Source organism: Frigidibacter sp. MR17.24 (assembly GCF_037095655.1).
In the GTDB taxonomy this organism is placed as follows: domain Bacteria; phylum Pseudomonadota; class Alphaproteobacteria; order Rhodobacterales; family Rhodobacteraceae; genus Frigidibacter.
The window spans coordinates 645,186-659,713 of record NZ_JBAWKE010000001.1; the positions used below are offsets into that span (position 1 = coordinate 645,186).

Below are 14,528 nucleotides of genomic sequence, written 5' to 3' on the forward strand. Positions count from 1 at the left end.
GCCGCAGGAGGCCGGGCGGAGGGCCGGAAGGAGGGCCGGAACGGGGCCCGGAAGCGGGGCCGGAGGGGCGGGCGCGGGCCGGCGCCGACCGCCCGGGCGAGGTGCAGCTGATGCTGCAGGGCTACGGGCTGACGGTGGCGGAATTCTACTACCGGATGCCGGACTACCCCTCGGTGCTCAACAGCTTCATCTGGCAGGACTACGACCTTGCGCCCGACCATCCGCGGCTGTTCGGCTTCATCGAGTTCTGGCAGCGCGAGATCGAAGGGCCGCTGCACTCGGTGCGCTTCTCGCATCGCAAGCTGATCGGGCCAGGCGAATGGCGCAATGTCGTGGGCGAGTTCCGCCTGAACTGAGCGCGCGCACGCGCGCCCCACCGGGCAGGCGCCGGGCGGGCCGGGCGTCAGGCACATGGGCGGGGTTGGCGCTGCCCAAGGGCGCGGCATCCGGCGCCACGGGCGAGGCCGGGCCATAGATTTCGCTTGATCGCGCGGGCGCTCCGTCGGACGCTTCACCTTGTGTGTAACGAGTGTTCGCGGGGAACGTCATGGCCGAAGGCCTGTCGGCAGATCTTGTCGTGTGGATATTGCTGGCGCTGCACCTGGCGCTGATCGGCGCGGCGCTGTGGCTCAGCTCGCGCCGGTTGTGGTGGCGCAACAGCCTGGCGGCGCTGCGCCACGGCCCGGTGCCCGCCGTGGTGACGAGCGTCGCGCCCGACGGCAGCGCGATGGTGGCGATCCGGCCCGCGCGCTCGTCCCGGCGCGGTGCGGCGCTGGTGGTGGCGGGCGGCGCCACGCTGGTCGCGGCCTTCCTGACATCGACGGTGCTGGCCTTCTTCCTCGCGCTCTGGCCGATGGCGGTGGGGATCTTCAGCCTGGCCGCCGGCGGGCGCTATCGCCGCCCGTCGCGGATCTCGCTGTCGCTCGACGGGCTCGAGACGGCGGAACTGCGGCTGCCGCTCGACCGGATCCTGGGCTTCGGCAGCGCGCGCAGCGGTGGGCTGGGGGTGACGGTGACCGACGGCACGCCGGTGCTGGCCGACCTGCCGCTGCCGGGCGGGGCCGGCGTCGCGCGGCTGCCGGCACTGCGCTCGACCTTCCTCGAGCGGTCCTACCTGGTGACGGTGCTGCCGGTGGGCGGCAAGCGGCAGGTGATCGCCGGCGGGCTGACGGCCGAGGCGGCGACGCGGGTGAAGGCGGATCTGAACCAGGCGCTCAGCCGGCTGCGGCACTGAGGCGCGGCGGCAGGCGCGAGGGCAGATGCCGCGTCAGGTCGGGTGTCAGGACCGGTGTCAGGACCGGCGGAAGGCCACCAGCCACAGCGCCGCGAGCCCCAGCGACAACAGCGCGTTCCAGCTGGCCATCGACAGCCCGAGCAGCTGCCACTGCACCACGTCGCACTGCACCAGCGGCGCCGCGTTGATCTGCGCCATCAGGTCGTCGACCGACAGCCCGCCGATCCCGGTCGAGGTGCACGAGGTCGGCCCCTGCCACCAGCCCTGCTCGACCCCGGTGTGGTAAAGCCCCAGCCCCGCGGTCGTCAGCGCCGCAAGCCCGCCCAGCGCCATGATCCAGCGCGACGGCACCACCAGCAGCACGAGGCCCAGCGCCGCGGCGACGAAATGCGGATAGCGCTGCAGCCAGCACAGGTGGCAGGGCGGATAGCCCGCGGCCTGAAAGCCGAAGGCGCCGGCGACCATCAGCGCCGAGCCGAGCGCGGCGAGCAGCGCGGGCGCGCGGGCAGGGGTGCGGGAGGGGGAAGCGGTCATGGTCGTCACTTTCATCGTCGTCGTCGCAGGCCGGCGGGCAGGCCGCCGGGTCCGGCGCTCACATCAGCCGGATCGCGGCGAAGCCCGCCACCAGCGCCAGGCAGAAGGCGGTGAACACCAGCCCCAGCCGGCGCTCGATGAAGTCGCGCATCGGCGGGCCCCACTTCCACAACAGCCCCGCCACGATGAAGAAGCGCAGCGCGCGCGCGAAGATCGACACCAGGATGAACAGCGGCAGGCTGAGCCCGGTCGCGCCCGAGAAGATCGTGATCACCTTGTAGGGGAACGGCGTCACCCCCGCGATCAGCACCGCCCAGAAGCCAAGTTCGTTGAACTGCGCGGCCAGCGTCTCGAAATCGCCGCCCTTGCCGTAGAATTCCAGCACCGGCCGGCCGACGGCATCCATCAGCCCCCAGCCGATCAGGTAGCCGAACAGCCCCCCCACCACCGAGGCGACGGTGGCGATGGCGGCGATGACGAAGGCGCGGTCGCGCCGGGCGATGACCATCGGGATCAGCAGCAGGTCGGGCGGCAGCGGGAAGAACGAGCTTTCGGCGAAGGCCACCCCCGCCAGCGCCTTGTTGGCATGCCGGGTCCCGGCCAGGCGCAGCGTCCAGTCGTAAAGGCGTCTGATCATCGTTGTCCCCGGCAGAGCGTCGGCGCGACAATGCCGTGCCGGTCGGTCCGCGGCAAGGGCGGGCGGGGCGCAATCGCGCCGCGCGCGCGGGAACCGCTGGCCCGCCGGGCGGTTTCAGGCTCAACTGTCCGTGAGCGGTGCGGATGGGTGCGACCTCGGGTCGAGGGGGGAATGCGATGAGATGGCAGGGCCGGCGCGGCAGCGCGCATATCGAGGATCGCCGCGGCAGCGGCCCGCGGCTGGGGCGCGGCGGCGGCGGCCTCGGGCGGGGCGGGGTGCAGGTCGGCGGCTTCGGGCTGATCGCGATCGTGCTGATCGGCTGGTTCCTCGGCGTCGACGTGACGCCGATGCTCGAGGGGGCGGGCGCGCCCGCGGGCCAGTCCGCCGCCCCGCGCGAGCTGAGCCAGGCCGAACGCGACGCGGGCGAGTTCGTCTCGGTCACCCTCGCCGACACCGAGGAGGTCTGGCAGGAGATCTTCCGCGCCAACGGCCTCGACTACACGCCGGTGACGCTGGTGCTGTTCAGTCAGGTCACGCCGTCGTCCTGCGGCAATGCCTCGGGCGCCACGGGGCCGTTCTACTGCCCGGTCGACGGCAAGGTCTATCTCGACACCGCCTTCTTCGCGACGATGCAGAGCGAGCTTGGCGCGCGCGGCGACTTCGCCTTTGCCTATGTCGTCGCGCACGAGGTCGCGCACCATGTGCAGGACGAACTGGGGATCCTGTCGCAGACGATGGAGGCGCGCCGCCGCGTCGGCACCGAGGAGGGCAACCGCATCTCGGTGATGACCGAGCTTCAGGCCGACTGCCTCTCGGGCGTCTGGGCCAAGGCGGCCGAGGACCGGTTCGGCGCGCTCGATCCCGGCGACATTCAGGAGGCGCTGGATGCCGCGGCGCGGATCGGCGACGACACGCTGATGCGCAACGCCGGCCGGGTGCCGATGCCCGAGAGCTTTACCCACGGCACCTCCGAGCAGCGCCAGCGCTGGTTCGCCGAGGGCTATGACAGCGGCGACATGAACGCCTGCGACACGTTCCGCGCGACCGATCTCTGACGGCGCGCCGATCCGCCCCCGGGGCGGCCAGAGATGCGAAAGGGGCGCGACCGCCGGGTCGCGCCCCTTTTCATGGGCGACTGGTACGGGCGGGGGGACTCGAACCCCCAAGGCCAAGGCCGCAGCATTTTGAGTGCCGTGTGTCTACCATTCCACCACGCCCGCAGCGCGACCGGCGGCGGGCAATGCGCCGCAACCGGTCCTTGCGACGTACGGCATGGGCGGGGCTCTTGGCAAGATGCCGCAGCGCGGGCCGGGCGGGGGCGCCGCATACCTCGCGTCAGGGTTGAAATTTGTCTTGCGCTGGCCGGAGTCGGGCGAATTCGAATCGCCGCGCCGCCGCGATGCGCCGGATTGGTGAACAATATTCGCGATATGGCGAATTTGTTGCCGCAGCGATCGTTGGAGTGCCTGCCATAGTGGCGCCACATTTCCTCGCGCCCGCAGCGGCCGGTCCGGCCCGGTTTTGATCGCGCAGCGAAGACAATGCCTGCGCCGGCCGCGGCGGGTTGGCTAACAAAACCTCAATTTTTTGGGAGTTTGCAGCCCCTCCGCCGCCGCGGCGCAAAGGGCTTTGCCGGTGTTAGAGAAACGTTATCCACGATTGCGGTCGGCGGAACACAATTAATACGAGTAGTTGGCCGCCAGCCTGACCGAAAATGCCTATCGTTAACGGCTGTTATACCTTGTTCGGCGCTGCAGCGTATGTATTCATCACCTCGTCCCGCAAGGGAAACGACCGTGGGGGCGGTCGGTAACTGGTAGGCGCTCTAGGCGCGGGTTTGTGACGAGAAATGGGCATCGGGCCGCTGCGGCCGGTGCGGGCCGCTTCCGGACGGGGGCAGGCCACCTTCCTCCCACGAGATCCGCACAGCCCACCAGTCCACCGGCAGGTCGGTCCGGCGCCCAGCGCGCCAAGGACCCCGCTCTGGTCCCCTCCAGAGCATGTAACGAGACCTGCCGGACAATTGCCGGCCCGAGACAGGATATGGTGCGACAATGACCTGGACGACCACCACGACCAGCAAGGACTGCAACGACGGCCAGACCACGGACAACCGTGACGGCATCGTCGAGGGCACCGCCGGCAATGACCTGATCAACTACTATTACACCGGTGATCCGGACGGCGATAAGATCGACCACGAGGACGCGATCCTCTCGGGCCAGGCCAAGAACGACGACATCGTCTATGCCGGCCGCGGCAACGACACCGTCGCGTCGGGCGAAGGCAACGACAAGGTCTATGCCGGCTCCGGCAACGACGTCGTCTACGGCGGCAACGGCAACGACACGATCTATGGCGACAGCGACCCGTCGGAAGCCGCGGGCCGTGAATCGTTCAACTGGTCGCAGGTGTCGGACAGCTGCATCTCCTACAAGGGCGATACCGTCGACAACTACGAGGACATGTCGGGCCGCACGATCGTCCAGGACACCGGCGACAACAAGGTCACGGTCGAGATCCCGGACAGCTGCCGCTACTTCTGGACCTCGAAGGGCGTCGACTCGAGCTTCACCACCAACGGCAACAACGTCGACGGCCTGAACGGCGGCACCGAGACGGTCAGCAGCCACTCGGGCCTGCAGTCCTATGCCGAGAAGGGTGAAAGCGCGACCTACAAGTTCGGCTTCGAGACCCCGGCCGAGCACGTCCAGTTCAACATCTCGGACATCGACGCCAACAAGGGCCAGGTCACGATCCGCGCCTATGACGCGTCCGGCAAACTGATCACCGTGTCGCTCACCGGCGGCTCGAACCTCGCGCTGACCGACACCGACAGCCTCGCCGGCGTCGACACCGCGACCTCGAAATACACCTGCGCCGTCTCGCCGACCGCCGCCTCGAACACGCTGCATGTCGAGATCGCCGGCCCGGTCGCCCGGATCGAGGTGATCCACACCAACGTCGGCTATGGCGACAGCGCCGTCGTGATCTCGGACATGTTCTTCGACACCGCCGCGCCGGTGCCGGGCGACGACTACCTCGACGGCGGTGACGGCGACGACGTCATCTACGGCGAGGCCGGCAACGACACGCTGCTGGGCGGCAAGGGCAACGACACGCTCGACGGCGGCAGCGGCAACAACCTGCTCAAGGGCGGCGAGGGCAACGACAAGATCGTGGCCGGCGACGGCGCCAACACCGTCTCGGGCGGCGCGGGCGACGACAAGGTCGTGGTCGGCAACGGCGCGAACTCGATCGACGGCGGCACGGGCAACGACACGATCCTGGCCGGCAACGGCAACAACACCATCACCGGCGGCGACGGCAGCGACCGCATCATCACCGGCGACGGCAACAACAAGATCGTCTCGGGTGACACCGGCCGCCCCGACCAGGGCTACGAGCCCTATTTCTCGGGCGACACCGATCCGAACAACGATCGCGACTACGTCCAGACCGGCGCCGGCAACGACACGATCTTCACCGGCGACGACGACGACACGATCTATGCCGGCGACGGCAACAACTATGTCGACGCGGGCTTCGATGACGACCTCGTCGTCACCGGCAAGGGCAACGACACGATCATCGGCGGCGAAGGCAACGACACGATCTGGTCGGGCGCCGGCGACGACCTGATCTATGGCGGCATGGGCCCGGACACCGACCTGGTGAACATCCCCGATGCCGACGGCGACAAGCTGACCAACAACGCCCGCGACGAGATCCACGCCGGCGCAGGCAACGACACCGTCTTCGGCCAGGACGACAACGACCTGATCTACGGCGGCGACGGCCACGACTATCTCGACGGCGGCGTCGATGACGACACGCTCTATGGCGATGCCGGCAACGACACGCTCAAGGGCGGCCAGGGCAACGACTCGCTGATCGGCGGCGCCGGGGCCGACAAGATGTACGGCGGCGACGACAAGGATATCTTCGTCATCGGCAAGGGCGAAGGCGCGGGCGACTTCGTCGACGGCGGCGCCGGCGGCATCGACTTCGACACGCTCGACCTGACCAACTCGGCGCCCGAGGGCGGCTCGTTCGTCGTGCACAAGACCAGCGTCGACTCGAACGGCAACGGCTGGAACGGCTATGTCGACTTCTTCGACAAGGACGGCAACGCCGCGGGCAAGCTGGACTTCGAGGAAATCGAGAAGATCGTGCCCTGCTTCACCCCCGGCACCGCGATCGCGACGCCCAAGGGCGAGCGCCTGGTCGAGGAACTGCAGGTTGGCGACAAGGTCATCACCCGCGACAACGGCATCCGCGAGATCGCCTGGCTGGGCAAGAAGACCCTGGACTACGGCCAGCTGTCGGGCGCCGCGCACCTGCGCCCGGTGCTGATCCGCGCCGGCTCGCTCGGCAACGGCCTGCCCGAGCGCGACATGCTGGTCTCGCCGAACCACCGCATGCTGGTCGCCAACGACCGCACCGCGCTGTATTTCGACGAGCACGAGGTGCTGGTCTCGGCCAAGCACCTGGTCAACGGCAGCGGCGTGTCGCGGGTCGAGGCGCTCGGCGTGACCTACATCCACTTCATGTTCGACCAGCACGAGGTGGTTCTGGCCAACGGCGCCTGGACCGAAAGCTTCCAGCCCGGCGACCATTCGCTGGCCGGCATCGGCAACGCCCAGCGCAGCGAGATCTTCGAGCTGTTCCCCGAACTGCAGACCGCCCAGGGCATCAAGTCCTACACCGCGGCCCGCAAGACGCTGAAGCGCCACGAAGCCGCGCTGCTGACCTTCTGATCCGGGTCCGGGCCGCGCGCGGACCCGGGCAGATCCGACAAGGGGGGGGCGGTGCGCCGGCCCGCACCCCGCGACATCCCCCGGGCAGCGGGGGATCTGTGCAGCCGGGCCTTCGGGCCCGCGATCCGGGGCGCCCCCAGGCGACCCCGGATTTTTCGTCCTTGCTGCGCCACCGGTCCCCGCCAGTCCCCACCGGGCCCGGCGCCTGTCGCCGCCGCGCCACGGGGCAGGACGTTTAACGATTTAATAAGTATGATTCCATTTGCGACAGGGGAATTGCGCGCGTATTGTCGCCACCGGGGGTTGTGAGGGGACGCCCGGGTTCGGACGGTCCGGCCCGTGTCGGCATGGAGGCACGCGATGGCGCGATACGACAGCCCGCGGGACTGGACGGGCCAGGACCCCGGCACCCCCGCTCCCGGCACTCCCGCGTCCGACGGCCGGCCCCTCGCGGGGCTGTCGATGCTCGACCCCGTGCCGCAGCGCGGGCGCCGGATCCTCTCGGGGGTCGAGGCGCATCCGGCGGCCCGCCTGCTCAACGCCCTCGCCGGCGGTTACGGCGCCGGTCACGGCGCCGACGACGGCGCGGACCATCCGGCCCACCCGTCCGGCGGGCCCGAGGCGCTGCTGCAGCTTGGCGACGGCGGCGACGCGGGCCTCGCGCTTGCCGAACAGGCCGAGGGACCGCGCGGCGCCACCGTCTCGCTCGCCGATCTCGCTCGGGTTCTGCCCTGTTTCACCGCCGATTGCCCGCTGCTGACCGACCGCGGCTGGCGCGCGGCCGGGACGCTGCGGCCCGGCGACCGGCTGCAGACCCGCGACGCCGGGATGCAGCCGATCCTCTGGGCGGGGCGGCGCGAGTTCGGCTGGCAGGCGACCGCCCTGCTGCCCGAACTGCGCCCCGTCCACATCGCGGCCGGCGCGCTCGGCCCGGCGCTGCCGGGCGTCGACGGCTGGTCGGGCCGGATGGCGGTCTCGGGCAACCACCTCGTGCTGACCGGCGGCCCGGGGGGCGAGTCGCTCACCCCCGCGCGCAGCCTGACCGACCATCCCGGCGTCGCCCGGGCCGAGGCCGGGCGGCTGGCCTATGTGCACCTGTTGCTGGACGGTCACCACCTTGTCGCGGCGGGGGGGCACTGGTCGGAAAGCCTCGGGCCGGACCCGCTGGGATATGCCTGCCTCGGCTCGGGTCCCGATGGCGCCGCCCCGGCCGCCACCGCCACCGCCCTCTGCCGTCCCCTCGCCGGCGCCTGACCCCGCCCGCGGCCAAAGGCGGACCGCGCCGGCCGGCCGTCATCCGGGGCAAGCCTGCGCGACCCGCAGGAACCGGTCCGGAAGGGCAGTCGCGGTCACGGGCCGGGCCGGATGCATTGGCCCGCCTGCGCCCTGCGGCAACGGCTCATGGGTCCGGGCGAAGCCCGTCAGGCGGGCGAGGTGCCGGGCCACCCGACGCGCAGCCCCCGTGCACGGCGACCGGATGATCACCCCCCGGTGGCGGCGCGCCAGCGGGCCCAGTCCTCGGGCGTGTCGAGATCGGTGACCGCGCGCTCGCCCGCCAGCGCCACCAGCTCCGCCGCCTCGCCCGCGAGCACCTCGCGCGCGCCGCGGTCGCCGCGCAGCCGTTCCAGCGCCGGCAGCAGCCGCGCCGGGAACAGCACCGGGTGGCCGGCCCGCCCCGTGGCCGTCGCCGCCCGGATCACCCGCCCGGGCGCCGCCGCCGCCGCCGCCAGCAGCGCGGCGATGTCGCCGGCCTCGATCTCGGGCATGTCGCCCAGCACCACCAGCAGCCCGTCCTCGCCCGCCGCCCGCGCCGCCCGCGCCCCCGCGCGCAGCGAGGCCGCCATGCCCTCGTCGGCGTCCGCCACCGGCAACGTCACCACGCCCAGCCCGGCCAGCGCCGCCGCCCGCCGGTCGTGGCGCAGCGCGCCCGCCGGCGGCAGCGTCACCCGCACCACCGCGCCCGAGGCCCGCGCCGCCGCGGCCAGCCGCGCCAGCAACGGCACCCCCGCCACCGGTTCAAGGATCTTGTCGCCGCCGCGCATCCGCGACGCGGCCCCCGCGGCGCAGATCAGCACCGAGGCCGCCCCCGTCACGCTCGGCGCCGTCACGCCCGGCGCCGTCACGCTCAGCGCCCCTTCCAGATCCAGCCGCCGCCCAGGATCCGCGGGCTCTCGGGATCGTAGAACACGCAGGCCTGCCCGGGGCTGACGCCTTCCTCGGGGTCCAGCAGCTCGACCTCGGCCTCGGTGGCCGAGACCGGGCGGATCACCGCGGGCCGCGGCGGCCGGGTCGAGCGGATGCGCACGTTGACCTGCCACTCGTCCCGCGCGGTCAGGGCCTCATCGCCCAGCCAGTTGATCTCGCGGATCGGCACGGTGCGGGTGGCGAGCGCCGATTTCGGCCCGACGATCACCTGCCGGCTCTCGGGGTCGAGCCGGACGACATAGAGCGGCTCGGCCACCCCGCCGATCCCGAGGCCCCGGCGCTGGCCGATCGTGTAGTGGATCACGCCCCGGTGCCCGCCCAGCACCCGGCCGTCGAGATGCACGATCTCGCCCGGCTGGCCGGCGCCGGGGCGCAGCTTCTCGATCACCGCGGCATAGTTGCCGTCGGGCACGAAGCAGATGTCCTGGCTGTCGGGCTTGTCGGCGACCGGCAGCCCGTATTTCGCCGCCAGCGCCCGGGTCTCGGCCTTGCTGGCCAGATGCCCCAGCGGGAAGCGCAGGTAGTCGAGCTGTTCGGGCGTGGTCGAGAACAGGAAATAGCTCTGGTCGCGGTTGGCATCGGCCGCGCAGTGCAGCTCGGGCCCGCCGGCGCCGACGACGCGCTGGATGTAATGGCCCGTCGCCATGCAGTCGGCGTCCAGCTCCCTGGCCGTGGCCAGCAGGTCCTTGAACTTCACCCGCTCGTTGCAGCGGATGCACGGCACCGGCGTGGCGCCGCCCAGATAGGCATCGGCGAATTCCTCGATCACCGCCTCGCGGAAGGTGTTCTCGTAATCCAGCACGTAATGCGGAAAGCCCATCGTCTCGGCCACCCGGCGCGCGTCGTGGATGTCGCGGCCCGCGCAGCAGGCGCCCTTCTTGGCCAGCGCCGCGCCATGGTCGTAAAGCTGCAGCGTGACGCCGACGACGTCATAGCCCTCGTCCTTCAGCATCGCCGCCACGACCGAGCTGTCGACGCCGCCCGACATCGCCACGACGACTCGGGTCTGGGCGGGGGGCTTGGCAAAACCGAGCGAATTCAGGGGATGGGCGTCGAGCATGGGCTGGCCTCGTTCGTTGCCGGGGGTCAAGGCCCCGGAGCGAAGGGATGGGATCGGGGCGGAATATAGGAAAAAGCCCCGCAGTCACAACCCCGACCCTTCACCGCACTTTAAGGGCTTTTGGCCAAGCCTCGGGACCGGGTGACTTGGGGGTGCGAAGGGGGAACCGATGTATCTCAAGAAGGTGGATGGTCCCAGGGCCGTGACATTGGATGACGGAACGATCCTGACGCGGGCGGACCTGCCGCCGCCCGAGACGCGGCGATGGGTGGCCAGCCGCAAGTACTGCGTCGTGCGCGCGGTCGAGGCCGGCCTTCTGACCGAGACGGAAGCGCTCGAGCGTTACGCGCTCACGACCGAGGAATTCGGCGAATGGCGCGCCGCGGTGGCCGGCCACGGGATGACCGCGCTGAAGGTGACAAGCCTGCAGAAATTTAGACAACCCCGGATTGATCCGTGTTAGCGTGCATCGGGTAACGGGCGTTTAACCATTTGGCCCGAGCATCGGTGTGACAGCGGTTAACCAGGGGGACGGTTCGATGCGAATTCTTTTGGTGGAAGACGATCCCACCACGTCACGCAGCATCGAGCTGATGCTGACGCACGCCAATCTCAACGTGTATTGCACGGATCTCGGCGAAGAGGGGATCGATCTCGCCAAGCTCTACGATTACGACCTGATCCTTCTGGATCTCAACCTGCCCGACATGTCGGGTCTCGAGGTGCTGCGCCAGCTGCGTCTCGCCCGGATCTCGACCCCGATCCTGATTCTGACCGGGGCCGACGACACCGACGCCAAGCTCAAGGGCTTCGGCTTCGGCGCCGACGACTACATGACCAAGCCCTTCCACCGGGAAGAGCTGATCGCCCGGATCCACGCGATCATCCGCCGGTCCAAGGGCCATGCCCAGTCGGTGATCCGCACCGGCCGGATCTCGGTCAACCTCGATGCCAAGACCGTCGAGGTCGATGGCAAGGGCGTGCACCTGACCGGCAAGGAATACCAGATGCTGGAGCTTCTGAGCCTGCGAAAGGGCACCACGCTGACCAAGGAGATGTTCCTCAACCATCTCTACGGCGGCATGGACGAGCCCGAGCTGAAGATCATCGACGTCTTCATCTGCAAGCTGCGCAAGAAGCTGGCCGAGGCCACCGGGGGCGAGACCTATATCGAGACGGTCTGGGGCCGCGGCTACGTGCTGCGCGACCCGATGCCGGGCGAGCAGGACCAGCGCGTCGCGATGCGCGCCTGAGCGCGGGGCCAGCCTCGGCTCGGCGTTCGGCTTGGGACTTGGCTCGGGGTTTGGCTCGGGGGCACGTTCGGGCTTCGGCTCAGGGGCCGGGCCCGTGGCCCGGTCTGCCGGCCAGACCGGGTGCCAGACTGCCGGCGAAGGGGCGGGCAGGGCGCGGCCCTGCCACGGCCCGGCGGCGCGCCTGTCGCGCCGCGTGGAATCTGCGCGGGGCGTCGGGGTGGCTGGAAATCCGCCCCCCGCTTGCCTAAGACTGCACCCGGGCCGGCATGCTAGCCGGTGACGGGTGCGGAGGGGCCGATGGCCGCGGAAACTGACGCCACAGCGGCGATCGAAACCCTCGACGCGGCTGCGGCCGCCGCGGAGTGGCAGCGCGTCGCCGCCAAGGTCTCGCGCGCCAACACCGCCTATCACGCCGAGGATGCGCCCGAGATCTCGGATGCCGAGTACGACGCGCTCAAGAGCCGGCTGGTCGCGCTCGAGGCGGCCTTCCCCGAGCTTGCGCGCGCCGACAGCCCGACCGCGCAGGTCGGCGCCGCGCCGTCCGAGACCTTCGCCAAGGTCACCCACGCCCGCCGGATGATGAGCCTCGGGAACGCGTTCGAGGATGACGAGATCGCCGAATTCGCCGCCCGGATCCGGCGCTTCCTGACCCTTGCGCCCGAGGCGCCGCTGGCCTTCACCGCCGAGCCGAAGATCGACGGGCTGTCGCTGTCGCTGCGCTACGAGGACGGGGTGCTGGTGCAGGCGGCGACCCGGGGCGACGGCACCACCGGCGAGAACGTGACCGCCAATGCCCGCACCATCGCCGACATTCCGGACCGCATCGATGCGCCGGGCGTGGTCGAGGTCCGCGGCGAGGTCTACATGGGCCATGGCGATTTCGCCGCGCTGAATGCCCGGCAGGCCGCGGCCGGGGCGAAGACCTTCGCCAATCCGCGCAATGCCGCCGCCGGCTCGCTGCGCCAGCTCGACGCCGCGATCACCGCCGCCCGGCCGCTGCGCTTCTTCGCCTATGCCTGGGGCGAGCTGGACCAGCCGCTGGCCCCGACCCAGTCGGGCGCCATCGCCCGTCTCGCCGCGCTGGGCTTCGCCACCAACCCGCTGACCCGGCTGTGCACGACCACCGCCGAGATGCTGGCGCAGTACCACGCGATCGAGACCGACCGCGCCGCGCTCGGCTATGACATCGACGGCGTCGTCTACAAGGTCGACGACCTCGCCCTGCAAGAGCGGCTGGGCTTTCGCGCGACCACGCCGCGCTGGGCGCTGGCGCACAAGTTCCCGGCCGAGCTTGCCTGGACCCGGCTCGAGGCGATCGACATCCAGGTCGGGCGCACCGGCGCGCTTTCGCCGGTGGCGCGGCTGGTGCCGGTCACCGTCGGCGGCGTCGTCGTCTCGAACGCCACGCTGCACAACGAGGATTACATCGCCGGTCGCGATTCCCGCGGCGCCGAGATCCGCGGCGGCAAGGACATCCGCCCCGGCGACCGCGTGCAGGTCTACCGCGCCGGCGACGTGATCCCGAAGATCGCCGATGTCGACCTGCCCGCGCGCCCCGCCGGCACCGCGCCCTTCGTCTTCCCCGAGACCTGCCCGGTCTGCGGCTCGCCCGCGATCCGCGAGCCCGGCGATTCCGTGCGCCGCTGCTCGGGCGGGCTGATCTGCCCGGCGCAGGCGGTCGAGAAGCTGAAGCATTTCGTCTCGCGCGCGGCCTTCGACATCGAGGGGCTGGGCGCCCGGCAGGTCGAGCGCTTCTACCGCCTCGGCTGGCTGCGCCGCCCCTCCGACATCTTCACCCTGGCCGAGCGTGACGCCGCCGGCGCCAAGGCGCTGCCCGGAACCGACGAGGTCCTCGCCGTCTTCGACGCCGCCGATGCCGACCCGGCAGGGTCGCCCACCGCGCCGCCTGCCGGCGAGGCTGGCGGATCCGGGGCCGCCGGATCGGACGCCGAGCACGAGGAGGCCGAGGCGCTGACCGCCCCCTCGGGTCCCGGCGCGGCCCGCGCGGCACTCGCCGAGGCGCTCGGCCTGTCGCTGCCCATCGAGGCGGCGCAGGCGCGCGCCCAGTTCCAAGACCTGTCGTCCACCCCGCTCGCCGAGATCCCCGGCTGGGGCGCGCGCAGCGCCGCGAACCTCTTTGCCGCCATCGCCGAGCGGCGCCGGATCGGGCTTGGCCGGCTGATCTTCGCGCTCGGCATCCGCCATGTCGGCGAGGTCGCGGCAAGCGATCTCGCCCGTCACTACGGCGCCTGGCCGCGGCTGACCGACAGCCTCGACCTCGCGCGCCCCGCTGCCCTGGCCTGGCGCGCCGGCGAGGCCGCCGAGCAGCAGGAACGCCAGCGTGCCGCGGCCGAGGGTCGCCGCCCGCGGCTGGCCGAGGCGCGCGCCGCCGCGCGCGGCGAGATCCCCGCCGCGGCCGAACAGGCCTGGGCCGATCTCACCGGCACCGAGGGTATCGGCCCGGTCCTGGCGCTGGCGCTGTCCGACGGCTTCGCCAACCCGGCCGAGCGCGCGGAATTCGACCGCCTCGCCGCGCTGCTCGACATCGAGGCGCCGGCCGCGCCGGTCACTGCCGACAGCGCGATCGCCGGCAAGACGCTGGTCTTCACCGGCACGCTCGAACGGATGAGCCGGTCCGAGGCCAAGGCCCGGGCCGAGGCGCTTGGCGCCAAGGTCGCGGGCTCGGTCTCGGCGAAGACCGACATCCTCGTCGCCGGGCCCGGCGCCGGCTCCAAGGCCACGAAGGCGGCGGCCCTCGGGATCGAGGTGATCGACGAGGATGCCTGGCTGGCGCTGATCGGGGGCGCGGGGTGACGGGCGCGGGGCCCGGGGATCTGCCGCACAG

General features: G+C 71.3%; 12 protein-coding genes and 1 tRNA gene. 8 read left to right on the forward strand and 5 right to left on the reverse strand.

Annotated features, from left to right (window positions below; translation table 11 throughout):
• Positions 1-110 precede the first annotated feature (110 nt).
• Both V8J39_RS03010 and V8J39_RS03015 read left to right on the forward strand, forming a co-directional pair.
• Positions 111-356, forward strand: coding sequence for an usg protein (locus V8J39_RS03010; RefSeq protein ID WP_336459384.1), 246 nt, complete (start codon positions 111-113; stop codon positions 354-356).
• A gap of 191 nt (positions 357-547) precedes the next feature.
• The gene (locus V8J39_RS03015) at positions 548-1,234 is read left to right on the forward strand and encodes a hypothetical protein (protein ID WP_336459385.1); all 687 of its coding nucleotides are present in this window, start codon (positions 548-550) and stop codon (positions 1,232-1,234) included.
• A gap of 57 nt (positions 1,235-1,291) precedes the next feature.
• On the opposite strand, the gene V8J39_RS03020 is transcribed toward V8J39_RS03015, so the two are convergent.
• Together V8J39_RS03020 and V8J39_RS03025 are read right to left on the reverse strand one after the other, a co-directional pair.
• The gene (locus V8J39_RS03020; RefSeq protein ID WP_336459386.1) at positions 1,292-1,768 is read right to left on the reverse strand and encodes a disulfide bond formation protein B; all 477 of its coding nucleotides are present in this window, start codon (positions 1,766-1,768) and stop codon (positions 1,292-1,294) included.
• A gap of 58 nt (positions 1,769-1,826) precedes the next feature.
• The gene (locus tag V8J39_RS03025) at positions 1,827-2,405 is read right to left on the reverse strand and encodes a YqaA family protein (RefSeq protein WP_336459387.1); all 579 of its coding nucleotides are present in this window, start codon (positions 2,403-2,405) and stop codon (positions 1,827-1,829) included.
• A 176-nt stretch (positions 2,406-2,581) separates the two neighbouring features.
• Between V8J39_RS03025 and ypfJ the strand changes: the two genes are divergently transcribed.
• The gene (gene ypfJ, locus V8J39_RS03030) at positions 2,582-3,460 is read left to right on the forward strand and encodes a KPN_02809 family neutral zinc metallopeptidase (RefSeq protein WP_336459388.1); all 879 of its coding nucleotides are present in this window, start codon (positions 2,582-2,584) and stop codon (positions 3,458-3,460) included.
• A gap of 81 nt (positions 3,461-3,541) precedes the next feature.
• On the opposite strand, the gene V8J39_RS03035 is transcribed toward ypfJ, so the two are convergent.
• Positions 3,542-3,625 (reverse strand) — tRNA-Leu (locus tag V8J39_RS03035).
• 834 nt (positions 3,626-4,459) lie between these two features.
• Between V8J39_RS03035 and V8J39_RS03040 the strand changes: the two genes are divergently transcribed.
• Positions 4,460-7,165, forward strand: a complete 2,706-nt coding sequence (locus V8J39_RS03040) for a Hint domain-containing protein (RefSeq protein WP_336459389.1) — start codon at positions 4,460-4,462, stop codon at positions 7,163-7,165.
• A gap of 360 nt (positions 7,166-7,525) precedes the next feature.
• The gene (locus V8J39_RS03045) at positions 7,526-8,419 is read left to right on the forward strand and encodes a Hint domain-containing protein (RefSeq protein ID WP_336459390.1); all 894 of its coding nucleotides are present in this window, start codon (positions 7,526-7,528) and stop codon (positions 8,417-8,419) included.
• Between the two features lie 227 nt (positions 8,420-8,646).
• On the opposite strand, the gene V8J39_RS03050 is transcribed toward V8J39_RS03045, so the two are convergent.
• Together V8J39_RS03050 and mnmA are read right to left on the reverse strand one after the other, a co-directional pair.
• Positions 8,647-9,258 carry a nucleotidyltransferase family protein gene (locus tag V8J39_RS03050; RefSeq protein WP_442902561.1) on the reverse strand — a complete coding sequence of 204 codons (612 nt, stop codon included), beginning with the start codon at positions 9,256-9,258 and terminating at the stop codon, positions 8,647-8,649.
• 32 nt (positions 9,259-9,290) lie between these two features.
• Positions 9,291-10,430 (reverse strand): tRNA 2-thiouridine(34) synthase MnmA, encoded by a 1,140-nt coding sequence (gene mnmA, locus V8J39_RS03055; RefSeq protein WP_336459392.1) that lies wholly within the window; start codon positions 10,428-10,430, stop codon positions 9,291-9,293.
• A 169-nt stretch (positions 10,431-10,599) separates the two neighbouring features.
• Here mnmA and sciP point away from each other — a divergent pair, with 169 nt between their 5' ends.
• From sciP to ligA, 3 genes are all read left to right on the forward strand, one after another.
• Positions 10,600-10,893, forward strand: a complete 294-nt coding sequence (sciP, locus tag V8J39_RS03060; protein ID WP_336459393.1) for a CtrA inhibitor SciP — start codon at positions 10,600-10,602, stop codon at positions 10,891-10,893.
• Between the two features lie 76 nt (positions 10,894-10,969).
• Positions 10,970-11,683 (forward strand): response regulator transcription factor CtrA, encoded by a 714-nt coding sequence (ctrA, locus tag V8J39_RS03065; RefSeq protein ID WP_336459394.1) that lies wholly within the window; start codon positions 10,970-10,972, stop codon positions 11,681-11,683.
• A 297-nt stretch (positions 11,684-11,980) separates the two neighbouring features.
• Positions 11,981-14,497: an NAD-dependent DNA ligase LigA gene (ligA, locus tag V8J39_RS03070; RefSeq protein ID WP_336459395.1), complete on the forward strand. Its 2,517-nt coding sequence runs from the start codon at positions 11,981-11,983 to the stop codon at positions 14,495-14,497.
• Positions 14,498-14,528 lie beyond the last annotated feature (31 nt).